At 42.6% G+C, this 26010-nt stretch carries 22 protein-coding genes; 8 read left to right on the forward strand and 14 right to left on the reverse strand.

Annotation, left to right across the window (positions count from 1 at the left end):
• Window positions 1-16: 16 nt before the first annotated feature.
• Window positions 17-2137 (reverse strand): DUF4105 domain-containing protein, encoded by a 2121-nt coding sequence (locus AK823_RS11200; RefSeq protein ID WP_149031861.1) that lies wholly within the window; start codon window positions 2135-2137, stop codon window positions 17-19.
• 230 nt (window positions 2138-2367) lie between these two features.
• Between AK823_RS11200 and ampD the strand changes: the two genes are divergently transcribed.
• The 3 genes from ampD to AK823_RS11215 all read left to right on the forward strand — a co-directional run bounded on the left by ampD (window position 2368) and on the right by AK823_RS11215 (window position 5398).
• Complete coding sequence (gene ampD, locus AK823_RS11205) at window positions 2368-2967, forward strand: 1,6-anhydro-N-acetylmuramyl-L-alanine amidase AmpD (protein ID WP_082785713.1); 600 nt, start codon at window positions 2368-2370, stop codon at window positions 2965-2967.
• 165 nt (window positions 2968-3132) lie between these two features.
• Window positions 3133-4683, forward strand: a complete 1551-nt coding sequence (gene murJ, locus AK823_RS11210) for a murein biosynthesis integral membrane protein MurJ (protein WP_068329279.1) — start codon at window positions 3133-3135, stop codon at window positions 4681-4683.
• 133 nt (window positions 4684-4816) lie between these two features.
• The gene (locus tag AK823_RS11215) at window positions 4817-5398 is read left to right on the forward strand and encodes a hypothetical protein (RefSeq protein WP_068329282.1); all 582 of its coding nucleotides are present in this window, start codon (window positions 4817-4819) and stop codon (window positions 5396-5398) included.
• Window positions 5399-5423: 25 nt separating this feature from the next.
• Here the strand turns inward: AK823_RS11215 and AK823_RS11220 are convergent, their stop codons facing one another.
• On the reverse strand, window positions 5424-6035 hold the full coding sequence (locus AK823_RS11220) for a GNAT family N-acetyltransferase (protein WP_068329285.1): 612 nt from the start codon (window positions 6033-6035) through the stop codon (window positions 5424-5426).
• A gap of 315 nt (window positions 6036-6350) precedes the next feature.
• Between AK823_RS11220 and ribF the strand changes: the two genes are divergently transcribed.
• Window positions 6351-7394 carry a riboflavin biosynthesis protein RibF gene (gene ribF / locus AK823_RS11225; RefSeq protein ID WP_068329287.1) on the forward strand — a complete coding sequence of 348 codons (1044 nt, stop codon included), beginning with the start codon at window positions 6351-6353 and terminating at the stop codon, window positions 7392-7394.
• 84 nt (window positions 7395-7478) lie between these two features.
• Here ribF and AK823_RS11230 read toward each other — a convergent pair whose 3' ends face one another.
• The 4 genes from AK823_RS11230 to AK823_RS11245 all read right to left on the reverse strand — a co-directional run bounded on the left by AK823_RS11230 (window position 7479) and on the right by AK823_RS11245 (window position 12556).
• On the reverse strand, window positions 7479-7718 hold the full coding sequence (locus AK823_RS11230) for a DUF2789 domain-containing protein (RefSeq protein WP_068037599.1): 240 nt from the start codon (window positions 7716-7718) through the stop codon (window positions 7479-7481).
• A gap of 289 nt (window positions 7719-8007) precedes the next feature.
• The gene (locus AK823_RS11235; protein WP_068329289.1) at window positions 8008-8991 is read right to left on the reverse strand and encodes a malate dehydrogenase; all 984 of its coding nucleotides are present in this window, start codon (window positions 8989-8991) and stop codon (window positions 8008-8010) included.
• Window positions 8992-9325: 334 nt separating this feature from the next.
• Window positions 9326-10054: a hypothetical protein gene (locus tag AK823_RS11240; protein WP_227514066.1), complete on the reverse strand. Its 729-nt coding sequence runs from the start codon at window positions 10052-10054 to the stop codon at window positions 9326-9328.
• 459 nt (window positions 10055-10513) lie between these two features.
• Window positions 10514-12556 (reverse strand): lytic transglycosylase domain-containing protein, encoded by a 2043-nt coding sequence (locus AK823_RS11245; RefSeq protein ID WP_068039423.1) that lies wholly within the window; start codon window positions 12554-12556, stop codon window positions 10514-10516.
• A gap of 646 nt (window positions 12557-13202) precedes the next feature.
• Here AK823_RS11245 and miaB point away from each other — a divergent pair.
• Window positions 13203-14684 carry a tRNA (N6-isopentenyl adenosine(37)-C2)-methylthiotransferase MiaB gene (gene miaB / locus AK823_RS11250; RefSeq protein ID WP_068329293.1) on the forward strand — a complete coding sequence of 494 codons (1482 nt, stop codon included), beginning with the start codon at window positions 13203-13205 and terminating at the stop codon, window positions 14682-14684.
• 99 nt (window positions 14685-14783) lie between these two features.
• Here miaB and AK823_RS11255 read toward each other — a convergent pair whose 3' ends face one another.
• From AK823_RS11255 to AK823_RS11270, 4 genes are all read right to left on the reverse strand, one after another.
• Complete coding sequence (locus tag AK823_RS11255; RefSeq protein ID WP_068329295.1) at window positions 14784-15515, reverse strand: LysE family translocator; 732 nt, start codon at window positions 15513-15515, stop codon at window positions 14784-14786.
• Between the two features lie 131 nt (window positions 15516-15646).
• A complete protein-coding gene (gene argE / locus AK823_RS11260) occupies window positions 15647-16882 on the reverse strand; it encodes an acetylornithine deacetylase (RefSeq protein WP_068329297.1) in 1236 nt (411 codons plus the stop codon).
• 137 nt (window positions 16883-17019) lie between these two features.
• Window positions 17020-17502 carry a nucleoside deaminase gene (locus AK823_RS11265; protein ID WP_082785714.1) on the reverse strand — a complete coding sequence of 161 codons (483 nt, stop codon included), beginning with the start codon at window positions 17500-17502 and terminating at the stop codon, window positions 17020-17022.
• Window positions 17503-17673: 171 nt separating this feature from the next.
• Window positions 17674-18327: a UPF0149 family protein gene (locus tag AK823_RS11270; protein ID WP_068037605.1), complete on the reverse strand. Its 654-nt coding sequence runs from the start codon at window positions 18325-18327 to the stop codon at window positions 17674-17676.
• A 212-nt stretch (window positions 18328-18539) separates the two neighbouring features.
• Between AK823_RS11270 and AK823_RS11275 the strand changes: the two genes are divergently transcribed.
• Window positions 18540-18980 carry a hypothetical protein gene (locus AK823_RS11275; protein ID WP_068329300.1) on the forward strand — a complete coding sequence of 147 codons (441 nt, stop codon included), beginning with the start codon at window positions 18540-18542 and terminating at the stop codon, window positions 18978-18980.
• Between the two features lie 107 nt (window positions 18981-19087).
• Window positions 19088-19543 carry a cell division protein ZapA gene (locus tag AK823_RS11280; protein ID WP_068037608.1) on the forward strand — a complete coding sequence of 152 codons (456 nt, stop codon included), beginning with the start codon at window positions 19088-19090 and terminating at the stop codon, window positions 19541-19543.
• A gap of 69 nt (window positions 19544-19612) precedes the next feature.
• On the opposite strand, the gene AK823_RS11285 is transcribed toward AK823_RS11280, so the two are convergent.
• The 4 genes from AK823_RS11285 to AK823_RS11300 all read right to left on the reverse strand — a co-directional run bounded on the left by AK823_RS11285 (window position 19613) and on the right by AK823_RS11300 (window position 24015).
• A complete protein-coding gene (locus AK823_RS11285; protein ID WP_082785715.1) occupies window positions 19613-19900 on the reverse strand; it encodes a hypothetical protein in 288 nt (95 codons plus the stop codon).
• Between the two features lie 387 nt (window positions 19901-20287).
• Window positions 20288-22381: a glycine--tRNA ligase subunit beta gene (glyS, locus tag AK823_RS11290; RefSeq protein ID WP_068329302.1), complete on the reverse strand. Its 2094-nt coding sequence runs from the start codon at window positions 22379-22381 to the stop codon at window positions 20288-20290.
• 9 nt (window positions 22382-22390) lie between these two features.
• Window positions 22391-23377 carry a glycine--tRNA ligase subunit alpha gene (gene glyQ / locus AK823_RS11295; protein ID WP_068037610.1) on the reverse strand — a complete coding sequence of 329 codons (987 nt, stop codon included), beginning with the start codon at window positions 23375-23377 and terminating at the stop codon, window positions 22391-22393.
• Window positions 23378-23802: 425 nt separating this feature from the next.
• Complete coding sequence (locus tag AK823_RS11300) at window positions 23803-24015, reverse strand: PspC domain-containing protein (RefSeq protein WP_068037612.1); 213 nt, start codon at window positions 24013-24015, stop codon at window positions 23803-23805.
• 902 nt (window positions 24016-24917) lie between these two features.
• On the opposite strand from AK823_RS11300, the gene nadR reads away from it, so the two are divergent.
• Window positions 24918-26003 carry a multifunctional transcriptional regulator/nicotinamide-nucleotide adenylyltransferase/ribosylnicotinamide kinase NadR gene (gene nadR / locus AK823_RS11305; protein WP_343286422.1) on the forward strand — a complete coding sequence of 362 codons (1086 nt, stop codon included), beginning with the start codon at window positions 24918-24920 and terminating at the stop codon, window positions 26001-26003.
• The last annotated feature ends 7 nt before the right edge of the window (window positions 26004-26010 follow it).

Genomic DNA, 26010 nt, shown 5'->3' on the forward strand with positions numbered 1-26010 from the left:
CTTATAAAGCCAGCTGTTAAAAATAGCGTCTGTATGACAATTGCACATCGTCATTGGCATCGACACGATCTTGCCAGTCGTAGTTGGCATTGATGCGTAATGCTTGTGTTTTATCGATATCGTATTGCAGACCTAAGCTTGAGATCGGTTGCCAATAATGACCGCGGACGTTAGAGTCGTCACTGCTGCCATGATACCAATATGGCAATTGCAATTCAGCCTGCGCGCGTAACTGATTGTTAATCTGATAACGGCAGCCAGCATTCACGCCTGCGCCTACGCGAAAACCTTTATTAATCCCACGTCCTGCTTGCCCCTTCCCTGATAACAGGGCATAGCATAGCTGTGGTGGCATCTCACCAGTACCAGCACTAGGTGTACCGAACGCCCACGACCAACCAGTTTCATAGCCAACGCTCCCAACTAAATGGTTCCGACCCTCGGCTTGCGAGCCATCGTTCACGCGCGTCGCTTCGACACTTGCACCCCAAGTCTTGCCTTGCTTAGCAGTATTGACCGGATTAAAAGAGCGTCCGCGCAGCACGGTGAAGTTTTCTAATACCACGCTGTCAGGTTCATTGTCCTTACTGCTATCAGTATCATAAAAGCGCAGCGTAGTGGCAAGCGCTTCTAAATTAAAGAACTGTGAAAATCCTGACGCCTGATCAAGGGTGTCATGAAAGCCTAGACGTAATCCAACATCGACATAGCTGTTGTCACCGCGCTGACCAATACCAATTTGAGCCACTTGCAAAGGATGCCTGTCGATAGGATTATTATCCGAGGCGACAATACCGTAATCTATAATCGTTTTTGGGTCAGCATCATCAGCAGATATACTTGATGCCAAATTGCGCTCTGCTGATTTAATATTACGAGCGTCATCTTTAAATAGTTTCTGATAACCAAGCGCCGCAGCTGCCTTAGCCTTATTCAGCTCGGCTTGACGTACGGTACTGTCAGATGGCGTGTAACGAGTATCTGCTAATATACCTTCGTTATTTAGCAGTTGAATCACGTCGGAAGGAATGACGACATAGGGCAATTGACTGAGCAAATCCTGCTCAGGACGCACGACATCAATCAAGCGTAAAATCTCAGAAGCACAGTTGTCCGTGGTGAAATAATAAGGAATGTCTAAATCTTTGGTTTCCCATACATGCAATATGATTTGTTGTACTTCCGCGGGAGTCAAATCCAACTGATACGTCCACGCATCGCGCTCATCGTCTTTGAGATACTTGGCCAGCTTCTCTGGATAAGGATCAATCTCAATTACGTTATTATAAGCACCAGTAGCCGACTTAATAGCGTAAACGACAAAAGCATCATCAGGATTACCATCGACGGTATCGTTGAGCGCATAAGCATGATGAATTTGGCTAGGATTTGCCGCGCTTGCTGGCGAGTCAATACGCAGCAAAGTGTGAGCAAAAGCGGAGATTGGATTGTCCAAATACTCCTCGGCAAACATAATTGACAGTTGCTCAGGAGCTAGCATGGTCATCCATTTTTTAAGCTCTGGACAGTCAGCTTGCAAGCTCGAACTATCAATGCCCAAAGTCTCAGTAAGCCAGTGCGTGCGTGCTGGAAAACGACAAATGGCTGAGTTTGAGTTATTGGTAGACTGTGTGATTTGAGACGCTGCGATTTGATTGGCAAACGCGATGAGCATCGCGTCAAGCTCAGCACTGGCATCCTGTTGTCCACTCGCACTCAGAAAAAACTCTGGACTATCAATTAAGCTTTTGGGCGCACCTTTATTAAATAGCGATTTTTTATCATCTAAAAAATATAATAACCGTCGCCATGTTGTATGCTCGGCAAGATTGTCTGCCTGTACTTGCTTACGCCATGTGGCTAATAGTTGTTCGGCTTGTAGTGAATTAGCTCGATTGTTTTGCACACTCTTATCACTATCCAAATTCACCGCTTTTGCTTGAGGCGCAGCAGTTATATCAGGCGCTAATTCCCCTGTTGTCACTACTGACAATGGCGTTGGCAAAAAAGCCTGCGCATTTGCAGAGAGTAGTAGCCCAGCAATGGCAATCGGCAAACGTGCTCGATGACTACAAGCTCGCAGGCTAATTGTGCTTAAGGTACAATCTACAGATATAGAAGACGGCTTTATAGACATGAGGTAAAATCTCGCACGTTATTATTGATAGGCTGGTAGCGCTGCTAAGGTCTAGTCAACAAGTTCTGCTAGGCTGTTGACTTAAATATTTCAAAAGTTATCTTGGAACTAAATTATTTAATTATTTGGCTCTTAAGTATATAAATTATGTTTGTTATTATTTTACGAAAATTTATTAGATAAATGCTTTAGCTGCATACTTGTTAATACCATTATATAAAGAGAACATTATGCTCAGTTCAGCTATTCCATCGTCAATGACTATCAAAGATGGCCTATTATCCGACGCGACATGGCTTGCATCACCGAATAACAATAGACGACCTGACGATACGACTATTGATACTATCGTCATTCATAATATTAGCCTACCACCCAATGAGTTTGGCGCCTGTGGCACTGACGGTGTGCATTATGTAAAGGCGCTATTTACCAATCAATTAGACTGGGATGCACATCCTTATTTTCAGACAATTAGAGGCGCAGAAGTTTCAGCTCACTTATTTATCGAACGTGATGGCACCATTACTCAATTTGTAAATTTCAATGAACGCGCGTGGCATGCGGGCAGGTCAAGCTACCTTGGCCGACCTGAATGTAACGATTATAGCATTGGCATCGAGCTTGAAGGGTCAGATTTTGTGTCCTTCACCACCCCTCAATACGACACGCTCGCAGCAGTAGTCGCCGCTATATACGCCGCCTATCCTAAAACCCGCCGACACCTAACCGGACACAGTGATATTGCACCGGGACGTAAGACAGATCCTGGTGATTATTTTGAATGGGCGAAGTTACGCGGGCTAGTGGCCGAGAAATTCTGTAAGTAGCGATTACTCATAATAACAGCAGCATTCAATTCCACATTCAATTCCACATTCAATTCATTTATCTATGCTATAGATATGCCATGAAAATGCTATAATCCGTCAGTTTTTTGACAACAGTAAATCAGCAAACAACCATCCCTAAACAAATTAGCAGAATAGGTTCTCATGGCAAAAAGTCGGTTATTTCGTTCAACCATGGTGGTCAGTAGCATGACCATGCTGTCGCGTATTTTAGGTTTGGTACGTGATATTGTGTTATTAGGTGTCTTTGGCGCAGGTGGCCTGATGGATGCCTTTTTGGTCGCTTTCAAGATACCGAACTTTTTACGGCGTTTATTTGCAGAAGGCGCATTTAGCCAAGCCTTCGTTCCTGTACTGTCCGAATATAAAGAAAAATACAGTCTGCAACAGGTACAGATTTTAGTCAGTCGCACCTCAGGGGCGTTGTTGCTGGTTTTATCCATGCTGACAGTAGTTGTGATTTTAATCGCACCTTGGGTGGTGACATTATTTGCGCCTGGATTTGCTGATCAACCAGACAAGTTTGCCATTACTGCTGAGCTGCTCCGTCTGACCTTCCCTTACTTACTGTTTATTTCTATGACCGCTTTTGCCAGCGGTATTTTGCAAAGTTACGGGCGTTTTGCTGCGCCAGCCTTTGCACCAGTATTATTAAACTTGTGTATGATTGGCGGTGCGCTAATTTTCGCCCCAATGTTTGATACGCCGATTATGGCGCTCGGTTATGCAGTCGCTATCGCTGGTTTGTTACAGTTTCTGATACAGCTGCCACAGCTATGGCAACAAAAATTGCTGGTTGCACCTAAAATTGATTTTCAGCACGAAGGTGTTAAGCGTATTTTAAAATTGATGCTACCTGCTATCTTTGGCGTTTCTGTCACTCAGATTAACCTACTGCTCAATACCGTATTCGCTTCTCTCATGATAGGCGGTTCAGTCTCTTGGTTGTATGCTGCGGAACGTATGAGCGAGCTACCACTAGGACTAATCGGTGTGGCTATCGGTACGGTTATTCTGCCAAGCTTGTCAAAAAGTGAAGCGCAAAAAGATGATGTTAGCTTTAAAAAGACCATTGATTGGGCAGCGCGACTAATTATTTTGGTTGGTGTTCCAGCATCCGCAGCCTTATTTATACTGGCAGATGTGCTCATGCAGGCGCTGTTCTTACGTGGTGAGTTTACCTTACGTGATGCACAAATGAGCTCGTTGGCGTTACGTAGTATGGCCGGCGGAATTTTGGGATTCATGCTGATTAAAATCTTTGCCCCAGCATTTTTTGCACGCCAAGATACCAGAACACCAGTAAAAATCGGTATTATTTCCGTGTTTGCCAATATGGTTTTCAGTGTTATTTTTATCGGAATATTTTACTTTTTCAAAATACCACTGCATGGTGCCTTGGCTTTAGCGACTACGGGTGCAGCATTCGTGAACGCAGGCTTGTTATATTACTTCTTGCACAAGCGTGAGATATTCCGCTTTGGCAGCCATTGGAAAAAGCTTTTTGCCCAGTTTGCGATTTCTACAAGCGCTATGGTCGCGGTCCTTTATGTCATGCTGCCCTACTTCCCAACCGATGATGCTCAATGGCGACGTATAGCAGCTCTGCTCATTATGTGTGGGGTTGGCGCAGTAGTTTATGGCGTAGTCTTATTGGCAACGGGATTCCGTCCTCGTCAGCTAAAACATGGTTAAAACTCAGTGTTAAAAAATAATTAGCGTACAAACTTACGAAACCAAAACAAGCTTAGTATGAGAATTGACAGTGCATGACGTTGATAGTTGCCATAATGAGTCTTTTATGCATAAATGAATTTTGAGGACTAATATGACAACTAAACAATCTATCTTGCTACGTTTGCCAACCATACTGGCTGCTGGCGTGTTGAGCACCGGACTAGTTATAAGTGGTTGTAGCAACAACGATAATGTAGAAACAGAGACAGCTGCCAGTAACACTGAAAATACTGCAGATGTTGTGGAAGCATCTGAGAACGATGTAGCTGGTCAAACAGAATTAACTGATGCTGATAATGCTGTTGAAAGTCAGCAAGTAGCTGAGAGCTCTAGCTCTATTAATAAGCAAAAAAGCCTAGTTACCAATCCGACCGAAGCTGGCACACCAGAAGATACTGTCAAAAAAGCCCTAGATAGCTTATATGACGGCGATGTGCAGCAAGCCGCTGGATACTATAAAGTAGATATGGCAAATTTTGAAGAAGAGCTGGCTAAGACTCAGTCTGCTTTTCAGCAAACTGTCGATGGCGTCACTATTACTGATACCAAATATAATGGTGATAAAACTCGTGCCACTATCACCGGTGAGCTGATGCTAAAAGGTCAAAGTGAGCCTGCACCACTGACCTATGAATTACAGAAAATAGACAACCAATGGAAGATTTTAGGTTAAATCTATTCCTTGTCTTTATTTAATATTATTTGTCTGACGTCACTGCTTTACCTAGCATGACAACATCAGCGATGAAACCCTCCATATCGCACACTTTCGGCATATACCCCCACTGCTCAAAGCCAAGCTTACGGAATAATCCTAAGCTTGGCTGGTTATGGGCAAAGATAAGTGCGATTACATTATGAATGCCTAGACTTGGCGCTTGCGTCATCATCCAGCGCGCGAGCAAGCTACCCAGCCCTTTTCCATGATAATCCTGATGCAAGTAGATACTGATTTCAGTGCTGATATGGTACGCGGTACGTGCATACAAATCACTAAAGCTGCCCCACGCGATGATTGGGGACGCTGTTTGCACTGCGCTTTCGGTAGTGTCAGCCGCCAATTTAACAACCGCTCTAACAACATAGATTGGGCGCGTTAGACTATTTAGATGCTCCTCAAACCATTCTGCACGCTCTTCACAAGTTACTGGAGTAAGATTAGCCGTTGCTTGTTTGCCCGCAATGCTTTGATTATAGATTGCTAAAATCTCTGGCAAATCAGCCTTGCTGGCACGCTGCACAGTAAATTGCTCATTGAGATTATATGTTGGAGAGGTCGATGGTATATCGTTCAAAGCAATGTCAGTCATAGGGTCTCCATAGCTAATGTTAAAGTTTGTGATAAACAATTAAAAATCACTCTTGGTTATTAAACATAGTCAATCTACAGTCGCATTTATTACAGTTATTAAAGAAGAATGGGCGTAGGCGTATATGGGATACTGCAAGCGAGATTAACGCCGTCACTCTTTTATAGTGGATTGACTATACTTGTATTATCAGCAGACTATAGGATGTTAGTATGGCTATTTTACTTTATAATGGCTGGTTTTAGACACATCAATCTTTAATAGAGATGTGTTTTTTCTTTTCTATCTGTTCTTATCTATCATAGCTGAAAATTTATGAACACCTATTTTCTTGAGCAACTGATTGCCTCGCCAAGCACTTTGCCTGCAAATACTAGCCCAGTAGATTTAGCGCCCTGTGTGCTGACTATCGGCAACTTCGACGGTGTGCATTTAGGTCATCAAGCGATGTTAGCCCAAGTTCGTGACATTGCTGACGCGCAAAACCTTAGCTCTGCCGTCATGATATTTGAACCACAGCCGCGTGAATTTTTCTCACCAGCGACTGCTCCTGCGCGCCTGACCAATCTTGCAGAAAAGCAAGCCTTGCTCGCAGAATATGGCATTGAAACACTGATTGTAGCAGGCTTTGATAGCGATTTTCGCTCATTATCAGCGCAAGCATTCGCTGATCTTTTAGCACTACGCTTGAACGTAAAATCTTTGGTATTAGGTGATGACTTCAAATTTGGTCATGACCGTACCGGCGACAGTCAGTTTTTGCGTGACTATGGCTTGCATGTCACCAATTTACATACCGTCACGGATGAAAGCGATGCAGCTGAGCGCATTAGCTCTACTCGTGTTCGCGATCTATTATTAGCCGGTGACCTTGACGCTGCTAACACTCTGCTCGGCCGCGACTATGCCATTACAGGGTTAGTCATCGGTGGTGATAAAATTGGTCGTACCATGGACTTCCCCACTGCTAATATCGATTTAGAACGCTTAAAACCTGCTCTACACGGTATTTTCGCAGTTGACGTGGTCAGCTTAGATGATGATGGAAAAGTAATACCTAATGGTTTAACAGCACTCGCTGTTGATGGCAAAACAGGCGTCGCAGGCTTACGTCCATATAGCTTGTTTGGTACAGCCAGTATCGGTACCAGACCCTCTGTCAATAAAGAGCGTGACTGGCGCTTGGAAGTACATTTTCCAGCGTTGCAAGCTGATCTATATGGCTTGACGCTGCAAGTACGATTTTTACATTATCTGCATGGTGAACGACATTATGACGGTTTAGAGGCCTTAAAAATAGGCATTCATAACGATGTAAAAGAATTACTTGATTGGCGCTCAAAGCAGAAAATAAGTTAAAAAGTATGCTTAATTTATAGACAGAAAAAAACCCACAACCTTAACGCTTGTGGGTTTTCGTTTTAATCAATCTTTTTTATTTTTCTAAGCATCTGGGTGCATGCGTACATTTAAGTCATCAATAACTTCTACCCATGCCGCATCTTTTTCCCACTCTTCTTGTAAGAACATACGCTGATTATCATTCCAGACATCAGACTCTGTTAACTTCTCTTCTTTCGCTAATTTATGTTTTTCAACGAAGCTATCAATCGCTTCGTCAGAGCTATCAAGCCCTAGCTGTGCAAATAATTCATTCATATTGTATTCAGGTTCACCCAACATACTTTTTCTCCTTAAGTGCTACGGATTCAATTGTGCTTATTATTTGAACTAACGTATTCATTGTAGCAAGCTTTATTTTAAAAGCTGTTATTCAACGTTAATCTAACGTTATCAATTGTGTTAACGACTGATTATCAAAAACTAGGAAATCACAGTGCATTGATAACCAAAAATTCAGCATAAATTATTAATGATGCGAATGTTAAAGTACAAAAAAGCCCTCTATATAGAAGGCTTTTTTACATAATACGAATTATAAATAGCGCCACAGTCTTAGCAAGCTACTTAATTATGGTAATAAATGTGCTACTGCATCACGCTCTTCGCTAAGCTCTTGCTCAGTCGCCGCCATTTTCTCTTTTGAGAAATCTGATGACACATCAACGCCGTCTACGATAGACCAGTCGCCGTTAGCGCAGGTAACTGGGAATGAGTAGATTAAGCCTTCAGCAATACCGTATTCGCCGTTTGAGTAAACACCCATTGATACCCAATCGTTTTCATCACTACCTAGTGCCCACGTGCGCATGTGTGCAATGGCAGCATTGGCAGCAGAAGCGGCAGATGATGCACCGCGAGCTTTAATAATCGCTGCACCGCGCTGTTGTACTTCTGGGATATAAGTGTTTTCGTACCAATCGCGATCTACTAGATCTAGCGCTGGCTTACCGTTTACGGTACAAGCGGTTAGGTCTGGATACTGAGTTGATGAATGGTTGCCCCAGATAGTCATGTTTTTGATGTCATTAACAGTGCTGTCAGTTTTGTCAGCTAACTGTGCCATAGCACGGTTATGATCTAGGCGAGTCATGGCAGTAAAGTTACGTGGGTCAAGACCTGGTGCATTACGCTGAGCGATAAGCGCGTTGGTATTCGCAGGGTTACCCACGACCAATACTTTTACATCACGGCTTGCAACATCGTTCAATGCTTTACCTTGTGCTGAGAAAATCGCAGCATTGGCTTCTAGCAAATCTTTACGTTCCATACCTGGGCCACGCGGACGTGCGCCAACAAGTAATGCATAGTCGATATCTTTAAATGCAACGTTAGCATCATCAGTTTGAACGATACCGGCCAACAATGGGAATGCACAGTCTTCTAGTTCCATGACTACACCCTTTAGGGCGTCAAGAGCTGGTGTGATTTCAAGTAATTGCAAAATAACTGGCTGATCTTTACCTAGCATCTCGCCAGATGCAATACGAAATAGCATCGCGTAGCTGATATTACCAGCGGCACCAGTCACGGCAACACGTAAAGGCTGTTTCATAGAATACTCCCTAATTAATTATTAGATAATGTCGTCATCATTATATAGACAGGCATATTAGATATGGACTTGCTCAATGAGGTATAGACTTGCTCAATGGTAGCGGTCACAAACCGAAAGCTAGTGTAGCACTTCGTTCGGTAAACCGTCTAGAGATAACAACGCGCTTACTGATGTCTATATTGTTACATTTTATACATACAAAAGTTTGTCAGCAAAAAAGACTGTCTGATTAAATAGTAAGTATAGAAAACACAAAAGCCGCCCTAAAGAGGCGGCTTTAATACGTTAATGTATATCTCTAATACTCATAAGCAGCATTGCTCAGGTATAACTATTTACCACCTGAAATAATGAAATTGTTGCCGCAACTGTTTATCACCTCATTGCATCTACCGAATTGACCACCGTCATAACAGACATGGATGTCAGTAAGCACAGACTGACGGCGACTACCAGCCTGACAGATTAAGTCAATACTAGCAGAAGACATTCCACTATTGAGACGAGTCATTTGACTAATAAAACGAGACTTTGAAACTGTGTAGCTATTGCCCGTATTCAACTCGCTAGGTAGTTTTAATGCTCCTGCATAGTTGGTGATTTGACGAAAATAACTGCTAGCACTAAGCGGGCTACACGCACCGTAATGTTGCCATGCTTGGCTGCGCACAGTGGTATCAGGCATGATACGGTTGACTACTTTTAATTGTAATGGTGTCAGGCGCGGATCACTACCGCGTCCACAGCGCTCACCATAACCCATATCTAAGCCAGATACTGTTAAAGAGTAACCTTCTAAACATTGACGCATACGTGCGCGTGAAGGTTGCAAATTACATAAAGCTGGAGTCATCTCAATCATTAACACTCGCTGACCAGTCTGAACCGCATTTGCTGCCTGCGCAGGTAGTGACAGCATAACTTGTAGCAATGCTAAACCTGTAATACTTAAAGTGAGATGACTTAGAGTAAAAGGACTTAGAGTGAAAGGATAGACTTTATCAAAAGTGGTGTTCTGACAGCTTTCTGAGCAATGCTTTTTTGATCGATCGTTTTTCAAAACCGGCTGCCATAATTGAGTCTTTGAGCTCGATACCCTAATAAACTGTTGCACATACCTCTTAACAGATGATTGAAATCTGATAGATGTCTGCATAAGCCGATTTGGGTCATTATTTATCATAAGTAAAAAAACATTCAATAGTTATTAGGCGTGAACAATACATTCAGGCAACATCATACAGTGAAATGCACCTAAGTTTTAGGTTTAAAATACCAATAATTAAAGTAGTAACTCTGAATATACAATTTAGTAAAAGTTTTTTAATAACGATAGGTTATCAGATATTAACTAAAGTAATGGTAGCAAAACTCCTTTCTTAATCTATAGCAAATACGTAAGCTGACAGTTAAGTCCTAAGCACGGCACGTATATGCTAACGATCAAGCGCTTTACTACCACTTATAGCAGTTTAGGCCTACATTTTAATGTTTTGGTAGACCTAAGTAATGGATACCTTTAAAACGCTGCTGGAACAGTACCCATGCGCTCACTGATAGGCTTAGCACGACCTAACAAACTACTATAGACAGTTGCATTTTCCATTACATGTTTAACGTAATTACGAGTCTCAGGATAAGCTATTGACTCAACATACTGATCAGAGGCCAACGAACCATAGGTAGGTTGCCAACGCTTAGCGTTGTTTGGGCCAGCATTATAACCTGCAGTTGCCAGTACAGGCTGATAGTTCAGCTTGCCTAAGATATCACTCATATACCACGTGCCATAACGAATATTGGTATCACCACTATTGGCACGGCTGGCACTATACGACTCGCCTAAATTACGGGCAATATACTTTGCCGTATCAGGCATTATTTGCATAAGCCCGCTAGCACCAACGTTAGAACGCGCTGATGTTACAAAGCGACTTTCTTGACGCATAATGCCGTATGCCCATGCTGGGTCGATACCTGCCGACTGACTATAACGTACCACTGAATCTTGGTGCGGCATTGGATGTGATAGCGCCAAGCTATTTACTTTGTCAGTATTATCAGCAGCATAGATAGCGCGATCAAGCCAGCCCATATCATGTGCTTGACGAGCTGCTGCAATAATCAAGCCATCATCACGATTATCACGTGCCTGCTTCACCGCCCAGTTCCACTCGCGATTGGCATAGGCACGGCTGGCATCTGCATTGTATAGTGCAAAAGCACGCGCAAAATGTTGGTTCTGCAAAACACGTGCTTTATCAGCATTACTTACGTTCGGCAAGCTACTACCACCTAAACTATTAGCATCAAAGCGTTGACCAACTTTATCTTTTGCCAACAAACCATAGTAATCATTACTTTTGGCCAAATGCTGATACATTTTCTTAGCAGTATTGCGCTTACCACTGTTACTCGATTGCTCGTACGCACGTGCCAACCAATATTGCCACTGATTTAGTTTTTGAGTTTCAGCATCCATTTGTGAGATAGATTCAACTACATCATCCCAACGGCTAAAACGAATGGCGGCTTTAGCATAGTCTTCAGCTTCTTCGAAGTTGAAATCATCATCTAAGCTATTGCGGAACCAGTCAACGGCCTCAGAGCTAAAGCCATCATCGGTAGTATGGTTCATGCGCTGCACACCAATGATACGATAAGCATAACGGCGCGTATCATCGTTTAACAGCTTCGCTGAGCGCTGATTGTCTTGTTTGATATCGAAATCTAACTGCATTGCAGCCTCGCTGTATGACTTCTCAGCGAGTCGCCCAATCGCATACAAATATAGATATTGATTGGTTTGGTTGTTAGGCTGCATACCGAAGCGTCCAAAATAGGCGCTTGGATTCAGCTGAATCTCACTCAATGCTGAATAAGAAATGGGAGTGCCAAGGCGTGATGATAAGGCCATGATATCGCCCGTCTTGCCTTTACGTAACATACGTTTGAGACGTGATGCCCGATCTTGATTACTGATTAGCGTATTATTATTAAGCTCAGTTGCTAGCTGATCGCACAATGCAGGCTGTTTGAGCGTGTTCAACCAAACGTCCGACTTTTCTGCCAACGCTCGCATAGTGTCGCCACCACTATTAAATCCAAGTCCAATTGCACAGCGCTCACTACGATCACCATTGGTAACCAAATTGGCAACTTGACGTACCGACGCATAATCACCTGAAGCGGCTTTTGCTTCTGCAAAGTCAGCGACTAATTTTTCAGCCATGACAGTATCAGGATATTGACGGACGAACTGTGATATGGCAGCAGAGCTTTGGGCATTTAAGTCCAGATTCATACGCCAATATGTTGGATACATGGCAAATAATCCGCCACTCATTAATTGCTCATAATTAAATAGCGCACTGACATCACCACGTTCTGCAGCCAATGCAGCGGCCGTGAAATAATCCACACTATTGTCTTGCTGGTAGCTCTCACCATAAGGCGCAGGCTGTGCACAGGCTACTTGCGACAATCCAAGCGCACTCATTGCCGTAGCGACACTCAGTGCACCAATACGCAACGAGCGAGCTTGTAAGCATGCAGCGGTCATGTGGCTAAGACGTTTGGGCGGATGACTCATAGAAGCATCCATACCATTACATTTAGGCATGTCAAAATTGTTGCGGTGGCTGTTCTTGTGATTGGCAGCAGGCTGCTTTGTCATACTTGCTCTCTTTATTATATTAATGATCATTTTGCACTAGAACGCTAAATAAATAAGTCGTTCTAGCTCTCATATCTGTATTGACTGTCTAAAATAAATGCTTAAAGTTGGCAGGTATAAGATGCGTTAACTATGCGCTAAAATAGTCTAGCATTACGCTCATCTGCCAATCTAACAAATATTTATCACTTTATTACTGTTTGCTTAGGATCGAACTAATGTACGATGATAAGGGCATAATACTCATCATACTATATTCGTCTGACTTTCAACCACCACCCTTACTATTTATCAATAAATAAGAGAGTGGCGCGTAACACAAAGGTGATATGACGTTAAACTTCTTCCATCAGCCATACCTATAACGAATTATTGATAAGCAATTGATAGTATTATAAATAATTCATCATGATTGTAGCCGATAGTATACGGTTACTTTTCACATTACTAGATGGTTATGATAAAATACGCCACGCATTAATGGCTTGCCGCTATATTGTTTGATAATTCTTGATAATTGTGGATTTTACTTATGAGTGTTTCTGTATTCGACCCCCGCATTAATGACGCTAGCTCTGAAGCTACTGTCACTGCGCCTGCTATCAATGCACTCGTAGAGCCAAATCTGGCGCAACCATCGGCCGCGACAAAGAAAGTATTTATCACCACGCAAGGCTGTCAGATGAACGTCTACGACTCCGGCAAAATGCTTGACGTACTTGGCGATTCGCATGGCATGGTCGTGACCCATGATATCGATGAAGCCGATGTACTGCTCATGAACACTTGTTCAATTCGTGAAAAAGCCCAAGAAAAAGTCTTTTCAGAATTGGGTCGCTGGCGTAAACTGAAAGAAAAACGTCCAGATTTAGTGATCGGTGTTGGTGGCTGCGTAGCCTCGCAAGAAGGCGATAATATTCAAAAACGCGCCCCTTATGTCGATATGATATTTGGCCCACAGACTCTACATCGTCTTCCAGAATTATACGATCAATCGAGCGAGCAACGCGATATAGCACCTAAAAATCGTATTGGTACGATTGATATCTCCTTCCCCAGTATCGAAAAATTTGATTTTCTACCTGAACCAAAAGTAGAGGGTTACAAAGCCTTTGTCTCTGTTATGGAAGGCTGCTCAAAGTATTGCTCGTTTTGTGTGGTTCCCTATACGCGCGGCGAAGAATTATCACGTCCGCTTGATGATGTATTGGCAGAGATTGACAATTTAGCAGCGCAAGGTGTGCGTGAAATCAATCTATTGGGTCAAAACGTTAACGGCTATCGCGGTGAAAAAGATGACGGCAGTATTTGCCGTTTTGCAGAGCTCCTACATTATGTCTCGCATGTCGATGGTGTTGAGCGTATCCGCTATACGACCAGTCATCCGCTAGAATTTACTGACGATATTATTGACGCTTATGCGCAATTACCAGAGCTGGTATCGCACCTGCATTTACCAGTACAAAGTGGCTCGAATAGAATTTTGGCAGCGATGAAGCGTAACCACACCATTGATGTTTATATCAATCAGATTAATAAGCTTAGAGCGATTCGTCCTGATATTTATTTATCTAGCGACTTTATCATTGGCTTCCCTGGTGAGTCTGATGAAGACTTTCAAGACACTTTGAATCTGGCAAAAGAGTTGGATTTCGATCACTCTTATAGCTTTATTTATTCTAAGCGTCCGGGCACGCCAGCAGCAGAGCTTGCTGATGATGTGAGCTTTACGACTAAAAAAGCACGCTTAGCTGAATTTCAAAAAGTTATCATTGACTCAACGCTTGCCAAAACTCATGAGATGGTTGGCACGACTGCTCGCGTATTAGTTGAACAAATTGCAGACCGTCATCCAGACTGCTTAATCGGTACTGCGGATAACACACGTACCGTCATGTTCCCTTATGACGTTGATAAAATGGATGAGCTACTCGGTAAAATCGTTAGTGTACGTGTGACTGACTTTGTGAGTCCGCATATGGTGAAAGGCGAGATTGTCGAAGTGTTGGCTTAAATCTTTAGAAAAATTGAATTAATAAAAAAGCCGTTCGCTACTTACTTATAGCGAACGGCTTTTTTGTGAGTCATATTAATATTAAAAATTATCCGTCTTTTATATCAAAAAACTATTTAACACTTCAGCCAATAAAGCTGCCGCGATTAATATAAATATTACTCCGCAACTACGATTCAACCACGTTAAGCGATTGCCCATATCAAGCCAACTCGCTAGCTTTTTGCCACCTAGTGTATAAATAATTTGCCAAATCGTCTCACTCAAAAATAATCCTATTGTTAATAAGATATATTGTGGCCATAGCGGCGCACTAAAATTGATAAATTTTGGGAAAAAAGCGGCGAAAAACAAAATGGCTTTTGGGTTAGATAGCGATACCCATATACCAGTACGAAATAGTGTCATATTGCTCGGCGATACTTTAACTGCCGCACTCGATAGTGAGCGTGGCTTAGGCATATTAGCCGTATGTTGCATAGTAGTAGGATAGTCAGCAGCCACCTCCTTCTCCATTTCTCTGGCATCGCTCATCAAACTGCCATCACCGGCATCGCGCCATGTACTGATACCCAAATAGATCAAATACGCTGCACCTACTGCTTTAATGACCGTGAGTAGCCAAGGTGACTGGCGACTAATCACATCCAAGCCAAGTAAGGTTGAAAGCAGTAAAATGAATAAACCAAGGCTTAACCCTGCTAACGTCCAGAGCGTCCGCTTCACCCCATAGTTCATGCCATATTGAAACGCTAGTAGCATATTGGGACCAGGGGTCGCTGAGATAAAAAACGTACTTGCAAAAAACACCGCAAACAGATGCCAAGACATCAACTAACCCCTACTCTTTTATTTAAAATAAACTGAATACATGAAAAAGATGCAAAAAATAAACACCGCCATCAAGACGGTGTATTTTGTGCCTATTCATATCAAATATAAACGGTCTGCTATCTAATGGACTAATTAACCGTACAGCTACCTAACAACTTCTGTAAAAACCCATCACAACGCTCAATTTCGCTCAGCTCTACATACTCATCAGCTTTATGAGCCTGCTCGATACTACCGGGACCACAGATAATCGTTGGGATGCCAGCATTGGTAAATTGCCCGCCCTCAGTTGCATAAGCTACTTTATGACGTTTATCATCGCCCGTGAGTGCTGCTATTAACGCTTGTAGCTCAGCGCTGTCGCTATCGGTCATTGCTGGTACGCTTTCTTCTTGCATCAGCTCAATACCCGTCTCCGGCGCGCGTGCTTGCATCTGTGCGTTGAGTTCTGCAACCTTCGCCTGAATCGGCGCGAGGATATCGTCTTGTGTCATATGCGGCAGATTGCGATAGTCAAAGGTAAACTCACATAGATTGGGGACAATATTGGTCGCCGTCCCACCCTTTATCGTGCCCACTGAAAGTGTCGAATAAGGCACATCAAACAACGCATCCCCATCATCAAGAGCACCGTCACGATGGCTCAATTCTTCCGCCAAAGTATCAACATAACCAATCAAACGACTGGCATAGCTAATGGCGTTAACGCCTTGTTTGGTCAATGACGAATGTGCAGACTTGCCATGGACGCGGCAACGATAAACAGCGATGCCTTTATGTGCCACAACCATCGTCATCTTAGTTGGTTCCCCAACAATACAATAATCAGGTGTGATACCACGTGCTTTTAAATCTGCCAATATTAAGGGCGCACCTAAGCAACCAACTTCTTCATCAAATGATAAAGCCAAGTGCAATGGACGACGTAGCTGACCATTTTTAGATAGCTTTGCAGCTTGTGGCAATAAAGTTAATGCGCAAGCGATAAAGCCTTTCATATCACAAGCACCGCGACCATATAGTTTGTCACCATGAATGGTCGCTATGAACGGCTCTGACGTCCATTCTTGCCCATCAACTGGCACGACATCGGTATGACCCGATAGCACAAGACCGTGATTGACTTCGTCAGCGTTTGCTCCTGCTGGCACAGTAACGAATAGATTGGCTTTATTTTTGGCTTCATTAAAAGTCAAATCTACCGTTAAACCTAAATGCTCACAATAGGCTTGTACATCTTCAATTAATGCTAAGTTTGAATGCCGACTGACCGTATCAAAACCAATCAAGCGCGTCAGCCAATCGATACTTTTAGATGGATAGTCAGTATTTTTAAGTTGGCTATCATTATCATTTGAAATCATAGGATATCCTTATCAAAATATAATACCGATCCTAGAAATACGACTAGCTGTATCAAACTTGCTAAGCCTACAAGATGTAGTACTCGCATTCGTTTTCCTTGCTACTGTAATTTTTGGGATGGTAAAAAATAAAAACGTTAGCCTTTTTGGAAAGAACGCTGGTGTAACTGTTTTACTTCTTCGTCTAAGCCTGCAACCGGACCATCTACTGGTACGTTCGGCGCCACTTCTTGAATTGACAAGGTATTGATGGGAGATGAGGGTTTGACGCTCATCTCATCCATCCATGCGCCTAACTGTTTTGAAGAGCTAACGTAAACAATACGCCCCAATCCTGCCCAAGCGTGAGCCGCAGAGCACATGGCACAATGCTCACCTGAAGTATAAACCACCGCTTTTGCACGCGCCTCTGAAGTCATATTTTCCGCCGCCCATTTCGCGACAGCAATCTCAGGATGGTAAGTTGCATCGACCGTATTGGCACGGTTACGATCTTCACGCAATACATGACCCTCGCCATCGACCAACACACTACCCAATGGCTCATCGCCTGCTTCTAAAGCTTCAGCGGCAAGCTCAACACAGCGACGCAGATGTTGCATTTCATTGTCGGTTATCATAATGCTACTCTTATTCTACTTCTAATAAGTTGTTTAGTAATTAGTCTTACTCTTGAGACAGTTTAAATCTTAATTATGTGGCTCGCAAGTTAGTATAAAGTAAGTACAAAACGGTGCGAGCCACGTGATCAGAAATAGATATATGCAGAGTTGTTGAGTTTTATTAAGTATTTACGATGGATTATTCTGATTCATTACATCCAACACATGTGGCATAGGCTTTGGTAACTTACCTTCCGCTTGCAATTCTTTAGTTGTTTTAGCATCCATAGCGAGACCTGAGATTAGCGCCAACTCTTTAACAGGTTTGCGTTTGCGGGTGGCAAAGCTCACAGGCACCATACGCGCAAACTCATAAATATAAAGGTAGGACTCTTCGCCGCCCTCATACTCTTCATCTTCTTCAAGACGAATACCGCCAATCTTAGCCAAATCCATTAGCATCTCATTTTCTTCGCTAGTTAGGCGACAATCAGTGATACCAAAACCTGTCATAAAGCCATTTGCCCACTGTTTTAACGCCATCACGCGCTCATACAAGTCATGCTCATCGTCAGGTACTAGTGGCGTATACGCATAAGCGTCGTCTTTGTCTTTGAGCTGAAATACCGTATCCTCTGCCTCTTCAGTCAATAAAGTCAATGCAGCATCTGGTAACGGCGCAAAGCTCAACTCTGCCAATACGGTCGCCCATTCTTGCTCAGTAGGCGCGTTGCAAGCCGTCATCAAGCCAGTCATCAAACCATGTAGCTCACAAATACTCACGTCAGTCCAATCTTCAATCGCATTTGACCAAGTATTCCAGCCAGAGATATTGTCATTCATAATAGTTGTCCCATCAATTAGTTAGCAATTATTCGTTAAAGACAGTCGCAACCTTACGATATTTGCAAGACTGCGACTAATAAAAGTAAAAAACAAAGCTCAATACGTGCAATTACTTTGTTGATATAGATATTATGCGGTCACCTATGGCATTATTAAACGTAACGAAGAAAATTCATCCACGCATGACTTGTTAAGGATAAAAACTGACTATGTATGATCAACTTAAAAGCCTAGAAAAAATGATACTCGATATAAAAAAGCAGTATCAGCTCGTCAGTGCTGAACTTAGCAGCCTAAAACAACAACCTAATAGTGACCCAAAAGAGCTGGCCGCCCTCCAAACCAAGCTTGATAGCAGTAGCACTGAACGTGATAACGCTAAAAAACAGCTGGGCGATCTAGATAAACGCTATCAGAACCTTGCTGAAGCCCATCATATGATCGGTGAGGAACAAGACAAGCTGCAAAAACAGCTGAGTGATTTGCAACAACAAAATAGCCAATTACAACAGCATAATGATGAGCTCAAGCAGCAAAACAGCGACATCAAAAAACAAAACCATGACTTGCAAGAGAAAAACCAGCTCGCTGCCGAACGTACGCAAGTCGTATTAAAACGGTTGACGCGTATTGATCAAATGGAAGGTTAAGCATTCTTTAAATGCATGCTTTATATAAATGATACTGCGGCGTGTCATATACTGATAGCGCCACTCTACTCATATTATTTTAACGACGTTAACTTGTAGGATCTTTTATGACTGATAATAATAGCAACGCCACTCAAAACGACAAATTGCAATCTGAGCAGAATCAAAAACAGCATGAGCACGCTGACAATGCTAAATCAACCAGTGCGCAAGCAGTAACTTCTAACAATACAGCTTCTAATGCCAGCACAAAATCTGCGGCTCCTGAACCACAAATGAAAAAAGTCGATATCGTCATCGCCGGGGTAACTTATCAGATTTATTGCCCAGTGAATGAAGAAGCAGAACTACGTTCAGCGGTCTACTACATCAATGACTTTCTTCTAAACATTAAAAGAGAGGCACCGAATTTAGGTCAAGAGAATTTACTCGTATTATGCTGCTTGAACCTTTATGAAAAAATCCATGCGCATAAAAAGACAGATAACGAGACTGCGCAAGCGTCCAAACAAGCTGAAGCACTACTCAGCAAAATTATGAAAGATGCACAGTCTATTTTGTAAATTTAAACACAGGCTCTTATCTTTCTTTGATAGTACAACATCCGCTAGTGTAGAAAGCAATGCGAATTATCATTTGTAACTCTTACCAGCATGGAAGTCTGCTTGATGCTCATAGTTGCAAAAGAATAACTCTTGGTTAGCTTCAATATTGCTATCGCTGTTTGCAGCTAAGCTAGGCTTGGTTTCAAGGACGCCGCGATATTCAGCTAAGCTGTTGCCGCAGAAATTACAATGACGCGGTGTGGTCACATCGCCCTCTTTTGGCATCATGCTTTTGGGCGCTCGTGGATACATGAACTTATAAAAGCCCCACATCGAAATCCAAATAATAATGATGATAATAATCGCAGCGAACACAGGAATGCTCCTCGGTTTGGCAGTTAATGCGCTATAGGGATATAGTCAATTCACTCTAAAAACGTTACAGCGAGTCTGATAGAAATTTTTGCAGCCTCTGTCTGCGTAGGCACAGCAAGCAAGAACATTTTCATCAGCCTCGCATGGAACTAAAATGCATGATACTCTTATTTAATATAGGCTATAGCTATGATGTAAAGTTTACTGTAAATCATGCTACTAGTACAATCACTGCTCTGTCTACTTACTGTCGGACTAATTATTAAAAAGCTTAAAGCATTTCTTACCTGTGCATAAAAAAACTGGCTACCTATAGCCAGTTTTTTATGGACGCTGTTTAATGCATAGTTTTTATTGATAGCATTTCAAATGGTTTAGACAACAACCTTACAGCTGCAGCTCACTAATATCAGCCACGGTTAAGAACAGCGCCCGTACCTGATTAAGCAACGCTAAGCGATTGTTCTTTAGCGCTGCATCTTCACTATTAACCATCACATTATCAAAGAACTGTGTCAATGGTTCATCTAAACTGGCTAGTGTTTGCAATACTTGCGTGTAGTCAGCCTTTTCGAGTAGTGGTGTCACCGCTGTTTGCGCTTGACGAACGCTACTATATAAAACCTGTTCGGCAGGTTCAGCTAGCAATGCCTCATCCACCTTATCAGCAACGGTTACTTCTGACTTGGCTAAAATGTTAGCCACGCGCTTGTTCGAATCAGCCAACATTGAGGCTTGCGGTAACTCGCTAAAAGTCTGTACTGCACGAATACGCTGATCAAAATCGAGCGGCATGTGCGGATTAATCGCCTGCACCGCCTGAATAGTATCGACGCTGACGCCTTGCTCAGTATACATTGCTCGATAGCGTGAATTTAAAAATGCCATTACTTGGGTAAAGGTATCGCCCATTTTAGCAATCTTACTGCCTTCAGTGCTAGTATAGTTTTTAATTGCCTGCTCAACCAAAGCGACCAAATTAATCGGCAGCTGCTTTTCAATCAAAATACGCAAAATACCAATCGCCGAACGACGCAAGCTAAACGGGTCTTTTGAGCCTGTTGGTGCTTGGTCTATCGCAAAAATACCGACCAGAGTATCCAAGCGATCAGCCAGTGCTAAGCAAATACCAATCGGCGTTTTAGGTAATACATCACCACTAAATTTAGGCAGATACTGCTCTTCCAAACTTGCAGCAACGGCAGCAGGTTCGCCATTTAAGCGCGCATAGTAAGTCCCAGCGATACCTTGCAACTCAGGATACTCACCAACCAGTGAGCTTGCCAAGTCCGCTTTTGCCAACATCGCCGCACGTACTGTTTCCTCAATATCAATTTGCTCACCTTGTTGCTGCATAAGTGTGGCAACAAACGCGGCAAGCTTGGCAATACGCTCAGACTTCTCCCAAATCGTACCCAGTTTGTCTTGGAATACGCGAGTTTTGAGACTTTCAGTCAGTGCAAACAATGGCTGCTTTTGATCTTGTAAAAAGAAAAATTCTGCATCCGCCAAACGCGGGCGCACGACTTTTTCATTACCCTCAATGATTTGCTTAGGATCTTTTGATTCGATGTTAGTAATAAAGATAAAGTAAGGTTGCAGCTTACCTTCTTTATCAGTCAGACAAAAATACTTTTGATCCGCTTGCATAGTCGAGATAAGCGCTTCTTGCGGTACTTGTAAAAAGCGTGATTCAAAGTCAGCTCGTAGCGCAATCGGAAAATCAACCAACGCCGTCACTTCGTCTAACAGATCCTGCGGTACAATCGCATTAGCATTTACTTGATTGGCTAGTGCTTTGACTTGGTTTTTGATGAGCATTTGACGTTTGTCAAAATCAGCAACGACTTTAAGACCTTTTAATAGCTCTTCATAGTCATTAGCATGAGCAATGGTATGATAATCAGGACTATGGAAGCGATGGCCACGGGTTTGCGTGCCGGTTTGATGGCCTTGGATAGTAGCATCAATGACAGCGTCATCCTGCATCAATACTGCCCATTGTACCGGACGGACGAATTCTTCCCTTGACGCACCTGAGCGCATACGTTTCGCTATTGGCAGGTTATCAAGCGCGGTCTGAAAAATAGCAGGTAACAGCTCCGTGGTCGCTTGACCATGAACCGTCTGCTCATAGCCAACATAATCACCTTTATCGGTGTTAATGGTCGTAAGCTCGCTTGCCTCAATACCTAGGCCTTTAGCAAAACCCATCGCGGCGCGCGTCGGATTGCCATCAGCATCAAATGCGGCTTTAATCGCAGGGCCACGCTTTTGCTCAGTACGGTCAGGTTGCTTGTCTGCAATCCCTTCAATCTGTAACGCTAAACGGCGCGGTGCGGCAAATGCTTTTATACTATCAAAGCTAATATTAGCTTCTGTTAGCTGTTCTTTGACGCTGTTCTCTAATGCATCGCGTAAGGGTTTTAAGCTCTTTGGAGGCAGCTCTTCACACCCCAGTTCAAATAAAATTGTACTCATGGGATGCTCCTATTTATTGTTGTTAGTTGATTGGTTTTTATTTGACTCTTTAGTTTCAGTTGCCGTTTCAGTCTCATCTTTTGGCAAATACTTATCTAAAGCTGCTTGACGATGGTCGTCATCTGCCAATGGGAAGCCCAGCTTGGCACGCGCTTCGACATAACTGACAGCCACTTTACGAGCTAAGGTACGCACACGCAGAATAAAGCGCTGACGTTCAGTCACTGAAATAGCACCACGCGCATCGAGCAAATTAAAGGCATGTGAGGCTTTTAACACCATCTCGTACGCTGGCAATGGCAAACCTGCTGCAACCAGCTTATCTGCCTGCTCTTCGTAAAAGTCAAAAAACTCGCCCATCTTTGGCACATCAGCGTGTTCAAAATTATAAGTGGATTGCTCAACTTCATTTTGATGAAAAACATCGCCATAAGTAACACGGCCAAATTCACCATCTGCCCAAACCAAATCATAGACGCTATCGACGCCTTGCACATACATGGCTAAACGCTCAAGACCGTATGTAATCTCACCAGTCACTGGGAAACACTCAATACCGCCAACTTGCTGGAAGTAAGTAAACTGCGTCACTTCCATACCGTTTAGCCAAATCTCCCAACCAAGACCCCACGCACCGAGCGTAGGCGACTCCCAGTTGTCCTCAACGAAACGCACGTCATGCACCAACGGATCGATACCGATGGCTCTTAGTGAGTCTAAATATAGCTCTTGGATATTGGGTGGATTAGGCTTTAAAACCACTTGGAACTGATAGTAATGCTGCAAGCGGTTTGGATTGTCACCGTAACGACCGTCAGTTGGGCGGCGCGAAGGCTGGACATAAGCGGCATTCCAGCGCTCAGGACCTAACGAACGCAAGAAAGTAGCAGTATGAAAGGTACCGGCGCCGACTTCCATATCATAAGGCTGCAATATCACGCAGCCCTTGTCAGCCCAGTAATTCTGTAAGGTTAAGATTAAATCTTGGAAAGTCATCGGTTGAGAATTCATAAGAAGATCACTATGGAATTAGGAGTGTTAGACCGAACCTGATAAACATTTATGCTCATTGTTCGTGCAGCGCATCCGGCTACATATCTATTTGCCTGCTCACCTTACTAAAAAATGGATATTTTATCCATATTTACAGCAACTAAATTTATCTTACGTTTCAAATATGACAAAAAACGCAGCTATCCTAGTAAATCAATTATCTGGTAAGTTATAAGGTTTAGAATCACATAGCAAAAAAAATACCCAGATGAGTTAACATCTGGGCAGGAGGAAAAGTGTATCGCTGCTATCCTGTTATGGTCAGGCTTTTTGCTTTTTATAGGCTACTTGATATCAACTACTATTTCTTATTAATATTAATCTTGCGTTGTTAAATTTGATGCTATTAATATTATTCTAAAAATATACTACTGATAAGACTGATTGGAAGCCTTAGGCATGACAATCCATAAAACGATATAGATTAAGATACCAGGTACTGCGGCGCTTAGAGTGGAAATTATTACAAATAGAAGGCGTACCCATGTTGGCGACCAACCTACATATTCTGCAATACCGCCCATCACACCAGCGATCATACGGCTGTTCTGTGAACGATGTAATTTTGCTAACTTAGCCAAAGCTTATACCTCTCTTTTTAGACTTATCTTTTAATTTTACTTAATATTATTATTATGAAATTTTTAAATATTACAATTAAGAAGTTAGTCTAATGTTGTTTGAAAAACATATTCTAATAGCTATCTTTTAATTGCTTCTTACTCTTCTTAACTTACGGACAATTATAGCAACTAATTAAGCTTTATCTGTTAGCGGTGTAGGTATGGTTTGTGACTTTATGCTACTTAAACTTGCCCTAACCTGTCCTAAATGGTCTGTAACTACCTGATTCTAAATAATTATTTCAAAATGTTTCAAGAATCGCTTTGTTGCTCCTATCTTACTACTATTCTACTGGCAGTTTGCTATATACTTTTGACTTCTCACATAAGACTGCTAGATTGATACTTTAATGACTAACGAAAACTAAATAATCGAATTATTTATATACGAAATTAGTGCTATATTTTTGAAATTTATGAAGTAAATTAAACAGTTAGTTATGAACAAGTAATTGTGGAAAAGCAGCTACAAGCAAGTGATTATAAATAAAAACATTACTATAAGTACTGCTCTGACAGCTTTTATTGGAAATAGAAATATCTAACGATGAAAAACGTTATGATTTAAACAGACTAAACTATTTATACAGGCTAACAAAAACCAAGCAGCAGTTTACAATAAGGCACCTGTATCAAGGTGCAAAGCTTTATATAGTCTGACCTTAATAAAATCGCTATCCAATGTAATGTGTAATAGAGAATCAATGAAATATTGTATAATCAGTCCTAAATAAAAGAAGTACAAAGATTATAATGCGCTACTAAGATGATTTTTACGCAGCCTCTGTCTGCGTAGGCACAGCAAGCAAGAAAAAATTATCTCAGTAGCGCTGTATTTATTTTTATAGCGGATCGACTGTATAAGTAACTTTTTAGGTAAAATTTTAGGAAATATTATGTACGATAATGGCTTGATGATTGGGCACTTTGAACCACTACATTTGGGGCAGATGCGTAGTATTTTGGATGCTGCAGGGCAAGCAAAATCCTTACACATCATCATTACCGCTCACCCGTCACCGCACCCAGATTTCACTATTACGCTACAAGACAAAGCGCGTTGGCTCCAGATGGCTTGTGCAGATTTGCCATTTATTCACATTCATACCACTCATGAGATTGAGCTGCCACTACACGACAGCTTCGATGATGTGACTATCGATATTGCTGCTAGCAATGCCAAATTGCAACGCCTGATTGAGGCATTAGACCTACCGGCAGAGGCCGTTTTATTCGTTGCGGACAATCATCCAGTGGCGCAGAGCAATATTCAGGAGCAATTACTAATGAAAGTGGTGACTACCCCGCTCCAGCCAGAATTTGACTCTTATGCTATCGCTCGTGATCCCGTCGCCCATTGGTCAGCGATTCATCCACAAGCGCGCGGTGATTACACAAAGACTGTCGCTATCGTTGGCGGTGAAAGCTCAGGGAAGACCACCTTAGTTCATAAACTTGCTAACTATTATGGGGCAAGTTTTGCGCTAGAGATGGGACGACTGTATGTCGGCACGGACCTGGGCGGCAGTGAGATTGGGCTACAATACAGTGACTACGGACCTATCGCGCTCAATCATGCCCAAGCTATGCGAGATGCTGCTGCTGTGGCGACAGCGCCTGTCACTATCGTTGATACTGATTTTGTGACCACACAGGCGTTTTGTGAAGAGTATGAAGGACGTACCCATCCCTTTGTCAGTGCCTGTATTGATGAATTTCGCTTAGACCATACCATTATGCTGGATAACAACACGCCATGGGTTGATGATGGCATGCGCTCTTTAGGTACGCCTGAGGCGCGTGGACGTTTTGAGCAGCGCCTCGTCGATATCTTTGCACGTCACAATATAGCGCCGCATTTGATCGATGAACCCGATTATGATGCCCGCTATCAGCAAGCGTTAATCATTATCGATCAATATATTTATGGCAAAAGCCATGATTAATATGTTC

The organism is Psychrobacter sp. P2G3, assembly GCF_001593285.1.
Lineage (GTDB): Bacteria > Pseudomonadota > Gammaproteobacteria > Pseudomonadales > Moraxellaceae > Psychrobacter.